The 22110-nt window shown below is 64.2% G+C and carries 13 protein-coding genes; 7 read left to right on the top strand and 6 right to left on the bottom strand.

Annotation, left to right across the window (positions count from 1 at the left end; translation table 11 throughout):
• Positions 1–129: 129 nt before the first annotated feature.
• Entirely contained in the window at positions 130–6144 is a 6015-nt protein-coding gene (locus tag C6571_RS11535) for an alpha-2-macroglobulin family protein (RefSeq protein WP_106448199.1), read from the bottom strand.
• Positions 6145–6305: 161 nt separating this feature from the next.
• On the opposite strand from C6571_RS11535, the gene C6571_RS11530 reads away from it, so the two are divergent.
• Positions 6306–10160 (top strand): EAL domain-containing protein, encoded by a 3855-nt coding sequence (locus tag C6571_RS11530; protein ID WP_170094725.1) that lies wholly within the window; start codon positions 6306–6308, stop codon positions 10158–10160.
• A gap of 90 nt (positions 10161–10250) precedes the next feature.
• Here the strand turns inward: C6571_RS11530 and C6571_RS11525 are convergent, their stop codons facing one another.
• Positions 10251–11240 (bottom strand): Bug family tripartite tricarboxylate transporter substrate binding protein, encoded by a 990-nt coding sequence (locus C6571_RS11525; RefSeq protein ID WP_106446806.1) that lies wholly within the window; start codon positions 11238–11240, stop codon positions 10251–10253.
• 117 nt (positions 11241–11357) lie between these two features.
• The gene (gene argH, locus C6571_RS11520; protein ID WP_106448198.1) at positions 11358–12866 is read right to left on the bottom strand and encodes an argininosuccinate lyase; all 1509 of its coding nucleotides are present in this window, start codon (positions 12864–12866) and stop codon (positions 11358–11360) included.
• Positions 12867–12918: 52 nt separating this feature from the next.
• On the opposite strand from argH, the gene C6571_RS11515 reads away from it, so the two are divergent.
• Both C6571_RS11515 and C6571_RS11510 read left to right on the top strand, forming a co-directional pair.
• Positions 12919–14031 (top strand): sensor histidine kinase, encoded by a 1113-nt coding sequence (locus C6571_RS11515; protein ID WP_106446805.1) that lies wholly within the window; start codon positions 12919–12921, stop codon positions 14029–14031.
• Positions 14028–14786 carry a LytR/AlgR family response regulator transcription factor gene (locus C6571_RS11510; protein ID WP_106446804.1) on the top strand — a complete coding sequence of 253 codons (759 nt, stop codon included), beginning with the start codon at positions 14028–14030 and terminating at the stop codon, positions 14784–14786. The genes C6571_RS11515 and C6571_RS11510 overlap by 4 nt, the downstream gene beginning before the upstream one ends.
• A gap of 88 nt (positions 14787–14874) precedes the next feature.
• Here the strand turns inward: C6571_RS11510 and hisF are convergent, their stop codons facing one another.
• Positions 14875–15678: an imidazole glycerol phosphate synthase subunit HisF gene (gene hisF / locus C6571_RS11505; RefSeq protein ID WP_106446803.1), complete on the bottom strand. Its 804-nt coding sequence runs from the start codon at positions 15676–15678 to the stop codon at positions 14875–14877.
• A gap of 188 nt (positions 15679–15866) precedes the next feature.
• Between hisF and C6571_RS11500 the strand changes: the two genes are divergently transcribed.
• The 4 genes from C6571_RS11500 to C6571_RS11485 all read left to right on the top strand — a co-directional run bounded on the left by C6571_RS11500 (position 15867) and on the right by C6571_RS11485 (position 19829).
• Positions 15867–16853: a DUF4434 domain-containing protein gene (locus C6571_RS11500; RefSeq protein WP_106446802.1), complete on the top strand. Its 987-nt coding sequence runs from the start codon at positions 15867–15869 to the stop codon at positions 16851–16853.
• A gap of 96 nt (positions 16854–16949) precedes the next feature.
• Positions 16950–18119, top strand: a complete 1170-nt coding sequence (locus tag C6571_RS11495; protein ID WP_106446801.1) for an acyl-CoA dehydrogenase family protein — start codon at positions 16950–16952, stop codon at positions 18117–18119.
• Between the two features lie 20 nt (positions 18120–18139).
• A complete protein-coding gene (locus C6571_RS11490) occupies positions 18140–18373 on the top strand; it encodes an acyl carrier protein (RefSeq protein WP_106446800.1) in 234 nt (77 codons plus the stop codon).
• Positions 18374–18389: 16 nt separating this feature from the next.
• A complete protein-coding gene (locus C6571_RS11485) occupies positions 18390–19829 on the top strand; it encodes an AMP-binding protein (protein ID WP_106446799.1) in 1440 nt (479 codons plus the stop codon).
• Here C6571_RS11485 and C6571_RS11480 read toward each other — a convergent pair.
• Entirely contained in the window at positions 19819–20520 is a 702-nt protein-coding gene (locus tag C6571_RS11480) for an alginate O-acetyltransferase AlgF (RefSeq protein ID WP_106446798.1), read from the bottom strand. The genes C6571_RS11485 and C6571_RS11480 overlap by 11 nt on opposite strands.
• Positions 20520–22103 (bottom strand): MBOAT family O-acyltransferase, encoded by a 1584-nt coding sequence (locus C6571_RS11475; protein WP_106446797.1) that lies wholly within the window; start codon positions 22101–22103, stop codon positions 20520–20522. The genes C6571_RS11480 and C6571_RS11475 overlap by 1 nt, the downstream gene beginning before the upstream one ends.
• Positions 22104–22110 lie beyond the last annotated feature (7 nt).

The following is a 22110-nucleotide window of genomic DNA, read 5'->3' as shown; positions in this document are numbered from 1 at the left end:
CACGGCAGCCAAGCTGCGCGGGCGATTGGATGACAGTGTGCGCGCTGTCATCGAATGCACTGCCTCTCGGGCGCCTCAAAAATCTGATAGAAATAGCCCGCCAGCGCTTATTCCATAACGGTTAACAGCTCACTTTTCAGAAGCATTCTCCACCTTCCCTTGCACCACTTTCACCGGCGCATTGGGCGATTCGCCAAACATCTCCGGCGCGTACAGCGCTTCGACACGGGTCGGCGGCAACGCGAAGCTGCCCGCGTTGTTCAAGCGAATCGTGTACTGCAGCTTCACCTTGCCCTCGGGCAGGTATTCGTAGTAGCTGCGGAAGGATTCAAAGCTGCGCTCCTCAAACGCCATCCAGCCATTGCCTGAGCGCTTTTCGCCCTGGGTCGCAATTTCGGAATCGCGCCCCAGGCCGCTGCCCAGAATGGTGGCGCCGCCGGGAATCGGGTCGGTGATCGCCACCCAGGTCATGTTGGCGCTGGCGTCCACTTCCAGCGTGACGCGCAGCACGTCGCCGCGCGAATACTGGCCAGCAGGCAAGCTCTTGTCGGCCTGCTCCACTGCCTCCACCGTGCGGCGCACGCGGTAGCCCGCGTCCAGCGGTGCGGTGCGCGGCACAGCGGCGAGCGACTGCACCGTCAGCCAGGGCTTGCCCGTCCCCTGGTGCGTGACGGCCAGGGTTTGGCCTCCAGCTTTCGGCCAAGGCAGGAACATCGTGTTGCCGCTGAGCATGCCGGGCGCCGATGGCGCGCCAAAGGCGCTGGCTTGGTGCGGCGCTCCTGCAGCGTCGGTGGATTTGCGCCGCGTGACCTTGGTCCAGTCCACCTTGGCAGTCTCGCTGCCCAGGCTGGCCTGCGTGCTGCCAGCAACGGGCGTGCGCTCGAACTTGGCAGAAAAACTGCGCAGCGCCAGCGCGCCCCACAAATTGGCCGTCGTGGTGTGCCAGGCACCGCCTTGCTGGCGCGCGATGAAGCCGGTGACGAGGCGCGGCAGCTCACTCTGCCAGGCTGGATCATCCATAACCGTCAACAGCAAACGGGCGGCGTTCACGTCGCTGCCCTGCATCAGCCACCACCAGCTGTCTTGCTGCTCGGTGCTGAACGCCACGCGCGTGCCCTGGTAATTCAGGCGGCTGTGCAGAATCTGCTCGGCTTCCTGCAGGCGCGCGGCCTGGTTGGCGATGCCCGGCACGCGGCGCAAAATGCGCAGCCAGTCGATAACCGCGTGCGTGGGCCACTGGTTGGGGGCGATCGTGATGCTTGAGAGCATGCGCGCCTGCGCCTTGCCACTGCGCGACAGCGCCTCAATGGCGGCGAGCTTGCGCATCGGCAAATCCTCGCGCGGGCTCCAGAACTTGCGCGCAATTTTCCCTTCGACAAAGGCTACCAGCGCATGCTCCATGGGTGCGCGCACGGCGTCCGGCAGGCCCATGCTGGGGTCGAGCTTGGCGGCTTCGTCGGCGGCGGAGATCAGGAAGGCAGTGAGTGTGTCGCTGCCCCGGCGCGTTTCGCCGGCGCGCGGCGGGAAGTAGTTCGCCAGGCCATCTTCATCGAGGTAGGTCGGCACGCGCGCCATCAGCGCGCGCCAGGCCGCCGCATCGTCCATGCCAATGGCCTTGCTGGCCAGCTGCTCCAGGCAGCTGTAGGGGTAGCGCGCCCACCAGTCGCGAACGCCGGGCAGCCCCTCGGCCAGCTTGGGCTGCACCGCCAGACTGATGCCGCCGCGCCCCGGCAACGCGGTGGGCGGCGGCGCGACGGGCAGCTCGTAGCTGCCGTCCAGCTGCACCAACGTGCCCTGCTGCACCGAGACTGGCACGGCGGGCACGATGCGCTGCTGCGCCTTGAGCGCGTCGCGCGCGCCGCCCAGGGTGTCGTGCGCCTCGATTTCCCACAGCAGGGATTGGGCGCGGGTCTGGCCCAGCTGCTCGGGCGCTGTCACGCTCCAGGCCAGCTCGCGCGCCTCGCCAGCCGGTATATCCACCGTTTGCGATTTGATTTCCAGCAAAGTGGCGCGCGGAGCAACTCCCACCTTCATGGCCTTGGCCGTGGTGTTGCGCAGCGTGATTTGCGCGCGGAACTGATCCCCCTCCCGCACCAGTGGCGGCAGGCCGCTGATGATTTGCAGGTCCTGCGTGCTGCGGATGGTCGTCGAGCCCGTGCCAAACAGGCCTACCTCCGCATCGGCCACCGCGACGATGCGAAAGCTCGTCAGCGCGTCGTTCAGCGGCACCGTGACCTGGGCCTGGCCCTTGTCGTCCAGCTTGACCACGGGTTGCCAGAGCAGCAAGGTGTCGAGCAGCTCGCGGGTCGGCGCACGGCCGCCACCACCGCCAGGCGCGGCGGCTTTCTTGCCGTAGTGGCGCCGGCCAATGATTTCCATTTGGGCTGTGGCCGTCTGCACGCCCCAGGCGCGGCGCTGCAGCATGGCGCCAAGCAGGTTCCAGCTGGTGTTGGGCATGAGTTCGAGCAGCGCTTCATCCACTGCGGCCAGCGCCACTTCGGCGTTCGCCGCAGGTTTGCCATCGGGGAGCAGGGCCGTAATGGTGACTTGCGCCTTGCCGCGCACCGAGTAGCTGGCTTTGTCGGCCGCCACCTTCACATCAATGCGGTGCGCCGCTGCACCCACCTTGATCTCCGCCATGCCAAAGCGGAACGCCGGCTTGCTCAGGTCCACCAGGGCGGTCGGCAGCTGGTACTGCTTGCCGTCGTACCAGAAGGCGCCCCACCACTCGCGCGGCGCCTTGTAGCCCCAGGTGAAGAAGCTGTACCAGGGCACCTCGTGCAGGCGCCCGCGCAGCGCCAGCACGCTGATGTACACATTCGGCCCCCAGTGGGGCTGCACCTTGAGCGAAACGCTGGGGTCCTTGCCCGAGAGCTTCATCACTTGCGTCTCGATGATGCCCTCGCGTTCCACCGCCACCAGGGCCGTGGCTTCACGGAACGGCATGCGCACCTGCAGGCGTGCGGTCTCGCCCGGCTGGTAGCTGCGTCGCTCGGGCAGCACGTCGACGCGGTCGTGGTTCTGGCCGCCAAACCATTGTTCGCCGGCCCGGCTGACCCAGACGGACGAGGCCGCGTCAAAGGTGTTGCCGTCCTTGTCGCGCGCTGTGGCGACCAGCTCGATTTCCCCAACCTCGTCGAGCCGCGCCTCGCACAGAAGCAGGCCGCGCGCATCGCTCTTGCCGGTGCACAGTGTGCCCAGGTCGTGCGTTTCGGTGTGGTTGTCGTAGCTGTAGAAGCCGCCGACGATGCGCTTGCGGCTGCTGGTGGTGGTGCGCGCTACAGCTTGCACCTGCAGCGGCACCGCTGCCAGCGGTTTGCCATCGGGCGAGAGCGCCAACACCTGGAAGCGCGCCTTGCTCCCGGACGACACCCAGCCCTCGGTCTTGATGCCGGCCACGACGCCGGCTGGCCAGAGCGTTCTGCTGCTGCGCAGCGTCTGCACCTCGCCGCTCGGGTCTGCGTAGGTGGCCTCGATGACCAATTCTTGTGCACTTGCGGCGCGCGGCACCGGATCGAGCGTCAAATGCCCACCGCCCTTGGCGTCCAGCGTCAACGGGAGCTTGTCCGCAATGATGCGGCTGTCGCTGGCGGAGGTAGAGGGAGCGCCGGATTCGTCTTCGTCCTCGGCCATGCCTTGTTGCGCATTCTGCGCATCGCGCTGGCGTGGTGGGCTGAAGGTAAATTCGTCATAGTCGGCAAACGACAGACTTTTGCCGCGCACCAGCGCCGAGACACGCACTGGCAAGCGCGCAGCAGGGCCTCCAGAGACATAGTTCACCTGCACATCCACGGGCAGCTTGCGCAGATTGACCAGGGCGCCCTTCTGCTGTGGACCGACGCGACCCTCCAGCACCGGCAGGCGAAAGGCTTCAACACGGAACTGACCCGACGCCAGGCTTTGTCCCTGCCCGCCTTTGCCACGCAATTCCACGCTGTACACGCCCAGCTTGGCGGCTGGCGGCACAGCAAATTCACTCTGCGCGCTGCGGCCGCCGGTTGCGGTACTGCGCCAGACCAGCGGCTGGATGAACTGCTGACCACTGCCCACATGCGTGACCAACAGCTCGGTGGGTTCGGATTCAGAGAGCGCAAAACCCGCTGCCGTCTCGGCGCGCAGGAAATGCTTCATTGACACCGTTTCTCCGGCGCGCAGCAGCGTACGGTCAAACACGGTGTGGGCCCGCTGGTCGCGCTCGGCGTCGCTGCTGGTGGGCACATTGAAACGCCAGGGCTCGATGCCGCGCTGCCATTCGCTCCAGGTGAACGCCATATCGGCCACGCCGTCGCCATCGGTGTGGCGCACGCTGACGAAGTACCCTTCGGCGGTGCTGTAGTCGTCCTGGCGATCATCACAGATCGGAGCGCTGGTGGGCAGACCGGTGATGGGCGCGCGGCCCTGGGCGTCGGTGACGCCCTCCGCCAGCAGGCGGCCGTCACATCCCGAGACTTGCACCTTGGCGCCTTCGACGACCTTGCCCTTGTCGAGCGAAGTCACCCAGGCCAGCGCGTTTTCGCGGCCCAGTTTGAAGTGCACCGCCAGATTCGTCACCAGCGCGCTGGTGCGCACGTACATGGTGCGCTTGGCACCGTATTCCGGCGCCAGCAGCGAGGCGCCCAGCACCGGCGAAGCGACTTCCAGCACATGAAAACCTGGCGACAGCGGCACCCCCACCACTTCGAACGGGCGCGGGTCGGCGGCATCGGCCTGCGGCAAGGCGATGCTGCGGGCGCCGGGCAAGCCGGCCAGCAAGGACACCATGCGCGTTTGCAGGTAGTTCTTGTCGCCATCCTTGAGCACCGGCGGCAGCGCACCCCGCGCATCGCGCCGGGCCTGCTTGCGCGTGACCTCGCTGCGGTCGTAATACTGTACGCGGCGGTACCAGGCAATGATGTCGGCATCCGTCTGAGGCGTGAGCGTAGCCATCTGCGCGCCTGCGGCGCCGGGCGCCGGGCCCAGGGCTTGCACCCTCAGCGCCGGTTCGACCTTGCGCAGGGTGATGGGCAGCAGCGCCGGGCCATTGGGCCCCTCGGCAAAGCGCTCGACAATGCCAAACGGTGCGGCGGCGAACTTGGCCAGTGGCGGCATGGCCCCCGTAGCAACTGCCAGCGGAAACATGCTGGCGTTGGCGAGCGTGCGGCCGGCAGCGTCGGCAAAGTCTTTGGGCAACTCGAGCGAGTACGCCGTGGCTTCAGCGAACGGCGGCGCAAAGCGCACACTGCCAACCAAGGTGTCGCCCTTGGGCGGCGTGGCTTGGTCGTCCCCATCGAACACCGGTTTTTGCGTCTCGTGCGGCCCGCGCAAGCGCAGCGCCGAAGCCAGCTTGTAGGGCACCGGCGCGCTGAACGCCACCGTCATTGGGCGAATCGGCAGGCAGGCGGCCTGCGCGTTCTCGCGCTCGCAGCGCAGCTCGGCAGTGAACGCCTCACGCACCGTGTAGCCAAAACGCTTTTCTACCTTGGTGACCACGCCACTGGGCGTGGAGAGGCCCTTGCCCACCACCAATTGCAGCTTGCTGCCAGCCGTCAGGCGCCGGTTGCAGGCCAGCGTAGCAACGGCAAGCGGCGCTTTGGCAGCTTCTTTGTCCAGGCGCAGTGCCTTGAGCAATTCTTCGCGCTGCGCGCCTTCGATCAGGCGCACCGGAATGCGCTCACCCACGCCTTCCATGCTGCACCAGACACTGGCTTTCACACTTGCCAGCGTGGCCGGGCCGCTGAACTGCAGGACGAAATACTGCTCTTCGTCCAACTCCTGCCAGGTGCGTGGGCGCACCAACTCCACCAGGGGACCGCCGCTATTGAATTCATAGCTTTTAGCGCCCTTCCACTCTGCGCCAGAGGGCGATTTAAGCTCTGAATTGGCTTGTGCAGTGCAGCGCACGCCGGGCGGCAGGTGCTGGGCAAAATCAAACACCCATTCGCGCTCGCTGATCCACCGCCCCGACCCCTGGCTGGCCGCCGCATCGCTGCAGGTGATGGCAAAGGGAGCGGGGGCCTTCGGGTCGCCAAACTGCACCGCCGGAGCATCAAAGCGCGCCACCACCTGGCGCACGCTGGCCACTTCGCCCTGCGGCGAGAAGCGGCTGGTTTGCAAAGCCTGCGCGCTCGCGGCCAACAGCGCAAGGCCCCACACTGCGATTCTGATATTCACCCTGGTCTCCTCAGCGCAACGACAAAGCGAGCAAAAATAGCCGCGCTTACGCGCTGGCAAACACCGATGGTGCCATGCTCACGAAGGCACGCGGCTGCGCTTGCAACCCCTTGCAAGTACCCCGGCGTCGTGCCATCCTGCCAGCACAATACGCCATGCCCACGCCGTTCGACATACCTTTTGGTCAGGACCTGTGTGATGTACTTCACGCGGAGTTGGGTTTGGTCTGCAGCTTCATGGGTGACGCCGGGCGAATCGTGGCGTCGAGCGAGCGCGAGCGTATCGGCCACACGCACGAGGTGGCGCTGCGCATCATGCAAGGGGCGCTGGAAGAATACAGCGTCACACCGGAGGAAGCCGCCCGCTCGGCGACCGTGCGCGAGGGCATCAATATGGGTATCGACCTGGGTGGTCAGCGAGTGGCCTGCTTCGCTATTGCCGGGCCGCTGCAGGTGGTGCGACCTCTGGCGCGGGTCGTGCGCTTTTGCGTGACATCGCTGCTGCAGGTGCGAAGGGAAGCCGCTGCATCCTCTGCGCCCGCACCTCCCACCACCGGACAAGCGCTGGGCCGCAGTACCCCAAATACCCGGCTGACCGACTTGCTGGGCCATGCCAGCCAGGCCATGGCATTCAGTCTCAGCCGCCTGCATGACGCCGTCAACCACATTGACCAGGGCATCACGCTGTTCGACAGTCGTTTGCAACTGGTCGTGTGGAACCGGCGGTTTTTGGAACTGATCGGCGTTCCCGAAACTGCGGTTCACTTTGGCCAGCCGCTGGAAGAGATATTGCAGCGCTACGCAGAAAGCACGGGCCATTCCCCGGCAGAACTGCAGTCCCTGGTGTTCCGCAGGGTGGCACGGGTGCGCGCGGGCCAACCCAGCGCCTTCGAGCATGTGAATCCCCAGGGCACCGTCCTGGCCGTTGTCGACAGGCCGCTGCCCGATGGCAGCCTGGTTTCCACTTACACCGATGTCACCGAACGACACCGGGCCGACACCGCATTGCGCGCGGCCTACGAAAGCGCGGAGCGCCAGGTCAAACTGCGCACCCGCACACTGACGGATTTTTCCAATCTATCGTCCGACTGGTTCTGGGAACAGGACACGGAATTTCGTTTTACCCGTTTTTTCGGAAACTCGACGGAAAAATTGCGCCGCGATCCCAGCTACTTCCTGGGCAAGCGGCGCTGGGACTTGCCGATTCAAGGAATTTCAGCCGAGCAGTTGGCAGAGCATCTTGCCTTTCACGAGCGGCGCGAATCGTTCCGCCACTTTGAATACGAAATCGATGCGGAAGACGGCAGTACCCAATATTTTTCGGTCAGCGGTGGCCCCCGGTTTGACGACCAAAGGCACTTCGTGGGCTACCACGGTATCGGCAGCAACATCACCGAACTTCGGCGTGCGGAACTGGCGATTCGCGAGCGGGAACGCCAGCTCGCGCAGATTGTCGATGGCAGCCCGCTGGCCACCTTTGTCATCGACGCTCGGCACCGCATCACCCACTGGAACCGTGCCTGCACCGCCCTGACGGGTATGGACGCCGCCACCATGCTGGGCCACGACGAGGCCTGGCGCGGCTGGTACGAAAGCCCCCGGCCTACCCTAGCCAGCCTGCTGGTGGACCAGGCTGAGGACGATGTGCTTGCTGCCCATTGCCCCGGCTTCCGCCACTCGAGCCTGATCGCAGGCGCGCTGGAGGCCGAGCTGTTTCTGCCCGACGTGGGAGAGAACGGGCGCTGGCTGCACATTACGGCCGCCCCGCTGCACGATGCGCAGGGCCAGCTGACAGGCGCGATCGAAACCGTACAGGACGTGACGGAACGGCGGCACGACCAGCAGCTGCTTGAGGAGCGCAGCAACGCACTGCAGCAAGCCAACGTGGCAATGGAAGAGCGCGTTCAGGCGCGCACCGAGGAGTTGTCGCGGCAGCTGAGCTTCATGCACCAGCTGATCGAGGCCATTCCCAGCCCGCTGTTTTACAAGGACGCTCAACTTCGCTATCTGGGTTGCAACAGCGCCTTCGAGTCCTTCATCGGAAAACCTGCGGCAGACTTCATTGGAAAAACACCCCTTGGCATTGCCACCCAGCCGCTGGCCGACAGGTACCTGAGCGCGGACCGTGAGCTTCTGGCGCAGCGCGGAAAACAAATCTACGAAAGCGAGGTCCGCCATGCCGATGGGCAGCTGCGCCAGGTCATCTTCCACAAAGCCACGTTCACCCTCCCTGACGGCAGCGTGGGCGGGCTGGTCGGTGTCATGCTCGACATCACCGAACGCACGCGCATGGAAAATGACTTGCGCCAGGCGGCCACGGTCTTCGACAACATCGCCGAGGGAGTGACCATTACCGAACGCGATGGCACCATCATTGCCGTCAACCGGGCCTTCTGCACCATCACCGGCTACGACCGCGAAGAAGCGATTGGCCAGAACCCCCGCATGCTTCAATCGGGGCGCCATGATCGCAAGTTCTACACCGACATGTGGGAAGCCATCACACGCTACGGCCGCTGGCAAGGCGAGGTATGGAACCGGCGCAAAGCGGGTGAAATCTACCCCCAATGGCTGTCCATCACGACGGTGGACGCGCCGCCGGGCCAGCCGACACACTACGTCGCCACGTTCTCGGACATCACACGCCAGAAGCAGAACGAAGAGCGCATCCAGTTGCTTGCGTTTTCGGACCCGCTGACGGGCCTGCCCAACCGGCGCTTGCTGCTGGACCGCCTGGAGCATGCCCTGATCGTCAGCATGCGCAACCAGCGCGGGGGGGCGCTGTTTTTCATCGACCTCGATGATTTCAAGGGCCTCAACGACACGCGCGGCCACTACGTTGGAGACCTGCTGCTACAGCAGGTGGCCCAGCGCCTGATCGGCTGCGTGCGCGAAGGAGATACCGTGGCCCGGCTCGGAGGCGATGAATTTGTCGTCATGCTCGAGGGCCTGAGCCAGGACACCCTGCAGACCGTCAAGCAGGCCGAAGCGGTGGGCACTGCCATCCTGCTCGCCCTTAACGAGCCCTATGTGCTGCAGGACAGCGTGCACCACAACACGCCCAGCATTGGGGTGACGCTGTTTGGCGAGCCCCTGGGTTCTGTGGAAGAACTGCTCAAGCAGGCCGACCTGGCGATGTACCGCGCCAAGGCGTCCGGGCGCAATGCCTTGTGCTTCTTCGACCCGCAGATGCAGTCGGTGCTGGCCGAACGCGTGGCGCTGGAAAAGGAATTGCGCATCGCGCTGCAGCAGCAGGAATTCATCCTGCACTACCAGCCCCAGGTGAATCAGGCGGGCGCCATGGTGGGCGTGGAGGCGCTGGTGCGCTGGCAGCATCCGCAGCGCTCCGTCGTCTCACCGCTTGAATTCATTGCGCTGGCAGAGGACACCGGCCTGATTTTGCCCCTGGGCCGCTGGGTGCTGGAAACCGCTTGCAGACAACTGGCTGCATGGGCACAGCGTCCCGACCGCCAGCACCTGACCATGGCCGTGAATGTAAGTGCCCGGCAGTTCCACCATGCCGATTTTGTCGAGCAGGTGCTCGCGGTGCTGCAGGAGACCAGCGCCAACCCCCGGCGGCTGAAACTTGAGCTGACGGAAAGCCTGCTTATCACCAATATCGAGGAAGTGATCGCCAAGATGAGTGCCCTCAAGGCCCGGGGCGTGTGCTTCTCGCTGGATGATTTCGGTACCGGCTACTCGTCGCTGGGCTACCTCAAGCGCCTGCCCCTGGATCAGCTGAAAATCGACCAGGGATTTGTCTCCCATGTGCTGACGGATGCCAACGATGCCGCCATCGCCCGCATGATCGTGGCCCTGTCAGAGAGCCTGGGGCTGGAGGTTATTGCCGAAGGGGTCGAGCAGGCCGAACAGCGCGACTTTCTGGCACGGCAGGGCTGCCAAGCCTATCAGGGCTACTTCTTCAGCCGACCCCTTGCCATCCAAGCGCTGGAGGAATATGCCGACAGCAGCCAGGCCGCAGCTTTTGCAGAGATAGGCGAGGGCATCTGAGGTTTTCAGACCCCGCTGATTCAGGTCTATCGCGTTGGCGAAAAAAACAGGGCAGCGGGCGACGCTGCCGCCGCTACCGATCCAACCGCCCTACTGAGGTTGAAAGCCGCTGGTCTGGATGATGCGCGTCCAGGCCTTGGTGTAGGCGCTCTGGCGTTTGGCCAGCTGCTCGCCGGTCATGTACTCGACCGTGAGCCCCAGTGCCGTCAGCTGGGCGTTCACATCAGGCAGCGCCAGCACCTGCGCCACGCCGCCAGACAGGCGCTTGAGTTCGGCCGCTGGGGTGCCCTTGGGCGCGTAGATGCCGTAGTACGGCAGGTCTTCAAACCCCTTGAGGCCGATTTCGTCGAACGTGGGTACATCGGGCAGTGCCGCCTGCCGTTCAGTGCCCAGTACCGCGACGACGCGAATCTTGCCGGCGCGGTGGTTTTCAATAAAGTCCTGCACTGAGCCAACGCCGGCGTGAATCTGGTTGCCCAGCATGTCGGTGACCATGGGCGCGCTGCCGCGGTACGGGGCGGACACCAGATCGAGCTTGTATTTGTCGGCAATCACCTTCACCAGAAACTCCGGCGTGGAGGCAGGTGCCGGAATACCCACCGCGTCCTTGCCGCCGTTCTTCGCCTTGACCCAATCTACATACGCAGCAAAGCTGTTGGCCGGCGTGCCGCCCGAGACTGCAAAGGCGTTCACGAAGGTGGCGATACCCGCCACGGGAACGAAATCGGCTTCGCTCGCGTAGCCGGGGTTTTTGACGACCAAAGGAAGAATCGAAATCGTGTGATCGTGCGAGAGAAACAACACACTGCCATCTGCGGGCGCCGCCTTGAGCGCCTGCGCTGCAATCTGGCCCCCCGCGCCGGGGCGGTTTTCCACCAGCACCTCGGTGCCGAGCGGCGTGCGCAGCTTGGCGGCCAGCAGGCGGGCAATGGCGTCCGAGCCGCCACCGGCCGGAAAGCCCACCATGATGCGTATCGGCTTGGCGCTCTGCGCGAACGCGCTGCACAGGGCCAGGCTGGCACCCAGAGCGGCGGTGGTGCGCAAAACGCGCGAGATCAGGCTGCGGCGGGACGGGGACATCGGCGAACTCCTTTGGCGGGTAGAAATCTGCACAGCAGCATGCGAAGACGCATGCTGAAAACTATCATTTGTATAGCTTCCAGCGCTTATTCAGTAAGCGCTAGAGCACGATTTCATTCAATTTTTTGAGGCCAGGCGCGCCTGGTGGCGCGCAAGCTGCATTCTGACCTGCGCGGGCGCAGTTCCGCCCAGGGTATTGCGCGCGTCCAGCGAGCCGCGCAGGCTCAGCACGTCGTACACGTCCTTTTCGATTTGCGGGTGAAAACCCTGCAGCACGGAGAGCGGCAGCTCGGACAAATCGCAGCCATGGGATTGCGCCGCCTTCACGGCATGCGCCACGGTTTCGTGCGCGTCGCGAAATGGCAGACCCTTTTTCACCAGATAGTCGGCCAGATCGGTCGCCGTGGCATAGCCCTTGCGCGCCGCATCCTCCATGGGCTGAGGGTTGACGGTGATGCCGCCACTCTTCTCGCCCGTGGCCGCATCGACCTGCCCGCCGATCATCTCGGCAAAGATGCGCAGCGTGTCCTTGAGCGTGTCCACGGTGTCGAACAAGGGCTCCTTGTCTTCCTGGTTGTCCTTGTTGTAGGCCAGGGGCTGGCCTTTCATCAGCGTGATCAGCGACATCAGGTGCCCGACCACGCGCCCGGTCTTGCCGCGCGCCAGTTCCGGCACGTCGGGGTTTTTCTTCTGCGGCATGATGGACGAGCCGGTGGTGAAGCGGTCGGCAATGCGGATGAAGGCAAAGTTCTGGCTCATCCACAGCACCAGTTCTTCCGACAGGCGGCTGATGTGCACCATCACCAGGCTGGCGGCAGCGGAGAACTCGATCGCGAAGTCGCGATCGCTCACCGCGTCCAGGCTGTTCTGGCAGACGCGGGCGGCGCCGTCTTCGTCGACCATGCCCAGCGTGCGCGCCACGCGCTCGCGGTCCAGCGGGTAGGTGGTGCCGGCCAGCGCTGCGCTGCCCAGCGGCAGCACGTTGACGCGACGGCGCACGTCCGCCATGCGCTCGGCATCGCGCGCAAACATCTCGACATAGGCCAGCAGGTGGTGGGCGAAGCTCACCGGCTGTGCCACCTGCAGGTGCGTGAAGCCGGGCAGGATGACTTCGACGTTGCGGCTGGCGACTTCGACCAGCGCGCGTTGCAGGTCTTGCATCAGCACGGCAATCAGGTCAATCTCGCCGCGCAGCCACAGGCGCACATCGGTGGCGACCTGGTCATTGCGGCTGCGGCCGGTGTGCAATCGCTTGCCGGCGTCGCCGACGAGCTGCGTCAGCCGCGCCTCGATGTTGAGGTGCACGTCTTCCAGATCGAGCTTCCAGTCAAAACGGCCGGTTTCAATCTCGCTGTGGATCTGCTGTAGGCCGCGCACGATCTCCTGGTGGTCAGAGTCCGAGAGGATGCTTTGCGCAGCGAGCATTTCCGCGTGCGCCAGGCTGCCCTCGATGTCGGCGCGCCACAGACGCTGGTCGAAGGACACGCTGGCGGTGTAGCGCTTGACCAGATCGCTCATGGGTTCGGAAAACAGCGCCGACCAGGCCTGGGCCTTGGTGTCGAGCTGGTTGGCGGAGGCGTTGGGCGCGGCGCCGGTGGGCGCGTTCTGGTCTTGGCTGGTGGGCATGGGAGGGCAATAATCGCGCACCAATGACAGCCGGACCATTCCGGATGCCGCAATGCACGAGACGCAAATTTTATCGACCCTTCCCGGAGTGTCCGAACCAGCGCTCAAGTCGCAGGGACGCGCGCGTGCGCTGGTGTTCGACGCCTGCGACCTGGGGGTCGTGCTGCGCGCCGTGTTGTTCGTCGAAATCGTGCTGGCCGTCGGGGCCATGTTTGGCACGCAAAACCCCGTCGAATGGGTGGCGCGCCTGGCCTTGCTCACCGGCGGCGCACTGCCGGCCACGCTGGCCTGGTTGATTGCCGCCTGCAGCGCCAAGCGCCTCATCCAGCGGCTGCCCACGCGTGGCCAGTACGCCGCCGGCGTGCTGCTGGGCGCGCTCGCCGGTCTGTGGGCCTGCGCCATGCTGGCCTTTGTCGGTGCGGCCGCATCCCCTCCCTGGTGGGCCAGCGCCGCTACGGGTGCGCTGCTGGCCGCCCTGCTGGTGGTGGCGCTGGCGCTGCGCGCGCGCGGGCGCACTCCGGCCGCCACCACTGCGCGGCTCACGGAGTTGCAATCGCGCATCCGGCCCCATTTTTTGTTCAACACGCTCAACAGCGCCATTGCCTTGGTGCGGGCCGAACCGGCCAAGGCCGAATCGCTGCTGGAAGACCTGAGCGATTTGTTTCGCCATGCGCTGGTCGAGCAGGGCGAGGCGGTCACGCTGGCCGAGGAACTGGTGCTGGCGCAGCGTTACCTGGGCATCGAGCAGGTGCGCTTTGGCGAGCGCCTCCAGGTGCAGTGGCAGATCGATCCGCGCGCGGGCACCGCCTTGCTGCCGCCGCTGCTGTTGCAGCCGCTGGTCGAAAACGCCGTCAAGCACGGGGTCGAGCCCAGCAGTTGGGGCGGGCGCCTGCGCGTCAGTACGGAGCTGCGCGGCAGCCGTGTAGTGGTTCGTATCACCAATACCCTGCCAGCCGAAAGCGCCCGCATTGGCGCACCGAGGCCTGGACACGGCATTGCGCTGGCCAACGTACGCGCCCGCCTGGCGCTGCTGCACGACGTGCAAGCCGAATTCAGTGCGGGGGTACGTGGCAGCCTGTACGAAGTGCGCCTGACGCTGCCGCCAAAGCGCGCCACCAACTCCGCCGAAACGGGCCATCGCAGCCCAGCCACACGCAAGACATGAATATCCTGATCGTTGACGACGAGGCGCTGGCGCGCCGCCGCCTGGCGAGCTTGCTTGCCGAATGCCCAGCCAACCCGCCGCACCGCGTCAGCGAAGCCGCCAGCAGCGCCGACGCCCTGGCCGTGCTGGCACCGGTGGACGGACGCGGCTTTGATCTGCTGCTGCTGGACATCCACATGCCGGGGCTCGACGGCCTGTCGTTCGCGCACCGGGTGCGCGCGCTGGCCTGGGTGCCAGCCATCGTCTTCGTCACCGCACACACCGAGCACGCGGTCAGCGCGTTCGAGCTGGATGCGGCCGACTATTTGACCAAACCGGTGCGCCTGGAGCGCCTGCAGCAGGCGCTGGCCAAGGTGCAGCGCCTGCGCGAAATGGCACCCCACACACCACCGGTTTCCGCGCAGACCACGTCTGGCGAAGTGCTCGTGATTCAGGACCGAGGGCGCACCGAACGCGTGCCCTTGGCCGAAGTGCTGCTATGCAAGGCCGAACTGAAATACGTGACCTTGCGCACCGCATCGCGCAGCTACGTTCTCGACAGCACCCTGGCCGAACTCGAAGCGCGCCACGGCACGCAGTTGCTGCGCGTGCACCGCAATGCGCTGGTGGCACGCCACGCAATGCGCGCGCTGGAGAAGCACTTTGACGCCGAAGAAGGCGATTGCTGGGCGGTTCGGCTGGCGGGGCTGGCCGAGCCGGTCATGGTCTCGCGCCGCCAGGTGGCTGCGGTGCGAGAAGAAATAGCACACGGCTGAAGCGTGTCTTTTACTATGAAATTAGTAGCTACTAACGCTTACCCATAAAGCGCCAGAGCCTGTTTTAACCGGTATTTTTGGCGTAAACTCAAGCCAAGCGCACCGGAATGCCGCGCTCGGCCATGGCGCGTTTGGCCTGCTCCACGGTGAACTCGCCATAGTGAAAGATGCTTGCCGCCAGCACAGCGTCAGCGCCGCCGATCTGGATGCCGTCGCACAAGTGCGCCAGCGTGCCGACACCGCCTGAGGCAATCACCGGCACGGCGACGGCATCGCTCACCGCGCGCGTGAGCGGCAGGTCAAAGCCCGACTTGGTACCGTCGCGGTCCATGCTGGTGAGCAAGATTTCCCCGGCGCCGCGCCGCGCCATCTCGCGCGCCCAGGTCACGGCGTCCATCCCGGTGTTCCTGCGCCCGCCGTGGCTGTAGACATCCCAGCCTGGACCGCGCAGGGCGCCGTCGGCATCTCGCTGCGCTTCCTCTTCCGCGCTGCGGCGCTTGGCGTCAATGGCCACGACAATGCACTGCGCGCCGTAGCGCTCCGAGACCGCGCTGATGACGTTCGGGTTGGCAATGGCGGCGGAGTTGAAGCTGGTCTTGTCGGCGCCGGCGTTGAGCAGGCGCCGCACGTCTTCCACGGTGCGCACGCCGCCGCCCACGGTCAGCGGAATAAACACCTGGCTGGCCACGGCTTCGATGATGTGCAGGATCATGTCCCGCTCATCGCTGGTGGCAGTGATGTCGAGAAAGGTCAGCTCATCCGCCCCTTGCTCGTTGTAGCGCTGGGCAATTTCCACCGGATCGCCCGCGTCACGCAGTTCAACAAAATTGATCCCTTTGACCACGCGGCCGCCGGTCACGTCGAGGCAGGGAATGATGCGTTTGGCTAGCATGGCAGCGACATAGTGCAGTTTGAAATGAAGGGGCGCAAGATAGCACGAGGCGCAGCAGAGTTGGCGCCTGCAGACGCTGCACCGGCTCCGCTGCACAAACTGCAGTATCTAGCTATGCTCATATTTCAACGCATCGCACTGTTTGAGCTATCGATATGTCGTCCTTCTCCCCATCCCCACCCCCAGCCATGAGCGATTCGCAGTTCAGCCGACGCGCGTGGCTGAGCCTGGCGGCAGCCTCTGTCGCTTCCTTGGTTGCGGGCTGCGGCAGCGGCAGCGGCACCACAGAAAAGTTCCAGGCCACATTCCTGCAACCCTGGCAGAGCTATGAAACGCTCCCCGTCGCGGAGTGGCGGCGGCGGCTCAAGCTCACGCGCGATCTGGGCTGCAACGAAATCATCCTGCAATGGAGTGCCCTGTATGGCGGCAGCTACCCCTGGACCATGCCGGAAGGCCTGATTCAACTTCTGTTCGAAGAGGGTCGCAGCCTCGGCATTGGCATTCGGGTGGGCCTTCCCTACGACGAAGGCTGGTGGAAGGCGCTGAGTGGCAAGGGAACGCGGCGCCTGTCGGAGTTTCTGGGCAGTGCGCAGGCCGTTTGCCTGGAAACCCTGAACAACAGCCGCTGGCCGGACCAGGCGGGCTTTCGCGGCTGGTATCTCCCCTACGAGCTGGACCAATACAACTGGGCCACCACCGAGCGAAGGGATTTGTTGATTCCCTGGTTAAGCGCGCTGGCCGATGCCTCTGCCAGGCGCACCGCGCAGCCCTTGGCCCTCTCCACCTTCTACAGTCGCCTTGCGACGACTGGCACATTGGCGGGTCTGTGGAGCGACATTCTCGATGCCGCACAGCTGCGCCCCATGCTGCAGGATGGCGTGGGCGTGGCTGGCCTTGGCAACTACGCCGGCCTGGAACCTTTGCGGGGGCTGCTGCGCGAACGCAAGGTTCCTTTTGACCTTATCGTCGAGCTGTTTGAGCAGCTGCCGTCCCTGCCCAATAGCAACGATGCCTTCCGCGCCAAGCCGGCCTCGGGCGAGCGCATCAGTGCGCAAATGGATGTTGCGCGCAGCTACGGGGCAGACCGCATCGTGGCGTTTGCGATCGATCCCTGGTTGCTCAGCAGCACAGACAACGAAATGACCTTTCCGTATTCCTGGGGCACCCAAGTCTAGGTATTCCCAGAAACACTTGGAGCCGCAGCAGCAGCGAAACCTTGTCGAACCCGGAAGCGGCAGCGAGAATGCTTTTTTTCAATCAAGATTTTTTGCATGAAGTCTGTCAGCGCCCTGTCTGAAGCCCAAGTCGGAGAATCTGCAGCCGCCTGCGTCGCCGCAGTCGCCGCCGAACACGCCGACGCAGTGGACCAGGCCGGCCTGCTGCCGGTCCACGCTCTCGAAGCCTTGCGCGCCGAGAGTCTGCTCGGCCTCTTGGTTCCTCATCGCTTCGGCGGGCCCGGATTCTCGCTGCGTACGGTGACCAACATCTGTCGGCGCCTGGCCGAGGGCTGTGCCTCGACGGGGTTGATTTTTGCGATGCACCAATCGCAGGCTGCGGTTGCCATCGATCATGCAGGCGAGAGCGAATGGCACCAGCAGCTGCTGCTGCGTATGGCTCGCGAGCAAAGCCTGATCGCCTCTGCCACCACGGAAGGTGCTACCGGCGGCTCCATCCGCACCAGCGCCTGCTTTATCGATCTGCAGAGCGACGCTCTGCACTTGAACAAGAGCGGCTCGGTAATTTCCTACGCGCACGCGGCGGACATTTTTCTGGTGTCGGCGCGCTGCTCCGAAGATGCAGCGGCCTCGGACCAGCAGTTGGTGGCCGTGCTGCGCGAGCAGCTCACCCTGGAGCCCTGTGGCCGTTGGAATCCCCTGGGCATGCGCGGGGCCTGTACGGATCGCTTCAACCTCATGGCGAAGTGCTCGGCGCAGCAGATCTTTCCCGGCCGCTTTGCCGATGTGATGTCTCTCACCATGCTGCCCAGTTCACACATTCTGCTGGGCTCTGTGTGGCTGGGCATTGCGGCCGCAGCACTAGGGCGGGCACAGGCCTTCCTACGCAAGCGCAACCGCGCGGGCGCCCCGCTCAACCCGATTGCCAACCTGCGGTTGGCCGAAGGCGAGGCCATGGTGCACCAGATGCGCGCGCTGATTGCGGCCAACCTGTCGCTGTATGAAGCGGACGACTCCCAGACGTCCGCCACCGACCGCATGGTGAGCTACAACACGCTCAAGGTCAGCGCCTCGGCGCTGGTGGTTCGCATCACCGAGATCGCCTTGCGCATTTGTGGCATTCAGGGCTACATGGAGGAAGGCGAGTTCTACTTGAGTCGCCATATCCGCGACGCCCACTCTGCCATGGTCATGGTCAACGACGACCGCATTCTCGGCAGCCTCTCCAGCGTGGTACTCGGCATGCCGATCACACGCGACGTGTAATTTCTCTCTCTTTCTACCCCATGACCTTATCCGAAGTTGAAGACCAGTTGGCCGACATGATCCAGGCCGTCATTCTCAAGAAAGTCAGCCCCGACACCTTGCTTCTAGAGTCGGGGCTGCTCGATTCCGTAGCAGCGGTTGACTTGATGCTGGCCATCGAGAGCCGCTTCGGTTGCACTGTCCCGTTGACGGAAGTCGAAGAGCATTTGTATTCCTTGCGCACGCTGTCCACCTACGTCGCGGCAAACTGCTGACCGGACGAGCACGGCCATGCATTTCGACTTCGACGCCGGCCGTTTCGCGAACCGTGAAAACGGCCAAGAGGCCTGGGCGGTGATCGCTCACGACGCCAGCCTCAGCTGGCAGCAGCTGGAGACGCAGGCCCGCGCCTGGTGCGAGCAAGCCCGTGCCCTCGGACTGCGCGCCGATACCCCTGTCGTCATCCGGGGCCACAAGGAGGCGGCCTTCATGGTGGCGCTCACGGGAGCCCTGATGCTGCGTGCGCCCTTTGTTCCCGTCGATGCCGTGTACCCACAAAGCCGACTGCAAAGCATCATCGACACCCTCGATGCCAATCTGCTTTACGAAACTGCCACGGGCACTTTCAAGGTGCTCAGAGAAGGCCCACCACCGGTGCTGGCGGAGGCTGGCCTGTGCTACATCATGTTCACCTCCGGAACGACAGGCCAGCCAAAAGGCGTCCAAATTGGACGCGAAAGTGCGCAGGGCCTGATCGACTGGATGCGGCAGGACTTTGATTTGGGGCCGCATCCGGTTTTTCTGAACCATACGGTATTCAGCTTCGATGTCTCGCTCTACGACGTGTTTGGCACGCTGTCCCTTGGCGGCAGCATCGTGATGCTGGACCGCGAGACGGCCGCCGCGCCGCTGCAAGTGGCCACCCTCATTGAGCGCCACGCGGTCACCACCTGGGTATCGACACCGTCGTTTGCGCAGCAGCAATTGCTCAATCCCAGCTTCTCACAAGCAGGTTTGCCATCGCTGCGAACTTTTTTGTTTTGTGGCGAACCCTTGCCCGTACCCCTGGCGCGCACGCTGCGAAAGCGCTTCCCCGATCTGCCCATTCTGAACACCTACGGTCCGACCGAGGCGACCGTAGCGACGACCTTGCTGCGTGTCGAAGATGCCCATCTGGCGGACGATGCCGTCATGCCGATAGGACGCGCCAAGCGGGACAGCGTGGTGTATTGCGATGCAGGTGAGTTGTGCATTGCGGGGCCGCACGTGATGCGCGGCTACATCAACCGGCCGGACCTGAATGCCAGCCGCATGTTTGAACGCGATGGCCAGCGGGGTTTTCGCACCGGCGACCTGGGCACGGAGACCGCCGACGGCATGCTTTACTGCCACGGACGCATCGACGATCAGATCAAGCTCAATGGCTACCGTCTGGAGCTGCTGGAAGTCGATGCCGCTCTGGCCACGCTGCCGGGCGCCCGTGCGGCCGCCACCGTGGCGCTGCGCCGCGCCAATGGCGCTGTGGCACGCTTGGTGGCTTTTGTAGAAACCGGCCGTACTGAGGCCGCTCTGCCGGACGAACTGTCCGACTGGAAATCGCTGCTTGCCAGCAAGCTACCGCACTACATGCTGCCCACTGAGCTGCTGGCCTGCGAGCGCATGCCGGTGTCGGTAAACTTCAAAATAGACCGCGCCAAACTGGCCGAAATCTACCAGTCGCTCAACGCGTGAAGGGATCGGTCCGGCTGGGCTGTATCACCAACTGCGGCGCAGTGGCCGATCCGGTCAAAAACAGGCTTAGATGATCGCCGGGCTCCAACTGCGGGAGCGGCTGGGGCGCGGTTTTGGCATCGCCGCATTGCCCCACCAACGCGGCGCGAACCGGGTTCACCGAGCGCGCCGCCGAGGCGCTGGAGGCGACCGCCGAAAATACCGGAGTGCCAGCCGGCGACAGCAACAGGTTCGCTGCGCCGCAGCCCGCTGCGAGGTTGTAGAACCGAAGCTCGGCCTTGAGTGCATCTTCGGTATCGGCCGTATCGTCGATGACTGTGAATGCATAGGCTGAAGCATCGCGGCGCAGCGCCAAGGTGCTGAAGCTGTCCGGGCGTACCTCCATACGAGCGACCTCCTTGCCGTCAATCAGCACAGCGAAACGCTGCCCGCCGGGAACGATGGCGTAGCTGCCAGACGGCGCCTTGCCACCGAGTCGCTGCACCGGGCCTTTGGCCACGCGGACGGCAAGCACTGTGGGCAACGGGTTGACCACCCGCACGTAGGAAGCGCCTGCGGGGGGTCGGGGTGCGTACAACTGCGAAAGTGCGCCTTCTTGCGCCGAAGCGCACGAAACCACCACCAACGAAAGCACAGCCACTGCGCCTTGCAGGATGCAGGAGAGTGAGGAGGGAAAGAGTGAAAGGAACATCAGAACTGGAAATAGAGAAACCGGGATTCCCGGTGAAGATGCATCAGGCAGATCCACAGCACGGCCAGAAATGCAATAAGCCATGCCCAGTTGGGACGCCAACGCAGCCAGCGCGCGTTCGCCTCCTGAACGCGGGCCAACGCCGGCGAAAAATACCCAAGAATCTGGTGCGAATTGGGCGCCAGCCAGACAACCGCCAGCAAGAATGCCAGCTGAATGGCAAGCAGGTGGCGACCCACTAGCAGACGCCAATCTTGCAGTCCCCCCAATTCGAGAAGCTCTTGTTGCGGCCACTGCATGGTTTCCACGCCCTGCAATCCCGCCATGGCACGCAGTAGCGCCATCGCTTCGTGAACATTCGACGCGCGAAAGAAGGCGAAAGCGGCCATCACGGCGACGAAAGTGAGCAACACACAAGCACGGCTCCAACACCATTGCAACCAGGCGTGGCGTGGCGCAATGCGTTTGGCAAACGCCACCCGCCAACCATGGTTCACGCACAGGTAAACACCGTGCAACAAGCCATAAATGGCGAACTGCAGCCCGGCTCCGTGCCACACGCCCGCCAGCCCCATGGTGTAGAGAGTAGGCAGGGCAATCATCAGCGCAAAACCACTCGGCGTGCGGCTGCCCGCTGAGCCCACGGGCAATCCACGGCGATTGCGCCAGCGCGAAACCTGCATGGCGAGTGGATAGTAAAGATAGGCCGTGAGATAGCGCGTGAGTGTCATATGCCAACGCGCCCAGAAATCAATAATGCAGTTGGCCTTGTACGGCGAGTTGAAGTTCAGCGGAAAGCGGATTCCGAACATCTTGGCCAGGCCGAGCGCCATGTCGGAATAGCCCGAAAAGTCAAAGTACAGTTGCATGGCATAGGCCAGACTGGTGGACCAGGCGCCCCAGAACTGCAGCTCGGCGGGCGCTACGAACCCGGCATCGGCATACGGGGCGATGCCGTCGGCAAGAAGCACCTTCTTGGCCAGGCCAATCACAAACAGCGTGCCACCGATGGACAGGTTGTCGGCCCGAAACCGGTAGGTTTCTGGCTCGGCAAACTGCGGCATCATCTCTTTGTGGTGCAGCACTGGGCCAGCAATCAAGTGCGGGAAAAACGTGACGAACAGCGTGTGCTTGAGCAGGCTGGGCGATTGCACCAGGCCGGCGCGACAATCGAGCAGATAGCCGATCTGGGTAAACGTAAAAAATGAAATTCCCAGTGGCAAGAGGATGCTGTCGGGCCGATCGGAAGACAGACCCCAAGCCTGAAGCGCGCCCAGCAAAGTGACGAAATACTTGTAGTAGAAAAGCAGTGCCAGGTTGCATGCCACGCCGAACGCCACCGTCCAGCCCTGGCGGCGAGGCATATCCGATTGCTGAAGAACATACCGGCTAACGGCATGGTTGAACAGGATGGACGCTGCCAGCAGCACCACAAAGCGCGGATTCCACCATCCATAAAAAACGAACGAGGCCACGCACAACCACAGGGCGGCCCAGTGCAGGCGAACGCGTCCAAGCAAGTAATAGCCGCCCAGCGCCACGGGCAGAAACAAAAACAAGAAGAGGTAGGAGTTGAAGAGCAAAGCAATC

Source organism: Simplicispira suum, assembly GCF_003008595.1.
Classification (GTDB): Bacteria; Pseudomonadota; Gammaproteobacteria; order Burkholderiales; family Burkholderiaceae_C; genus Simplicispira; species Simplicispira suum.
The sequence above is the reverse complement of the archived record's forward strand: the minus strand, read 5'-3'. Positions and strand labels throughout refer to the sequence as shown.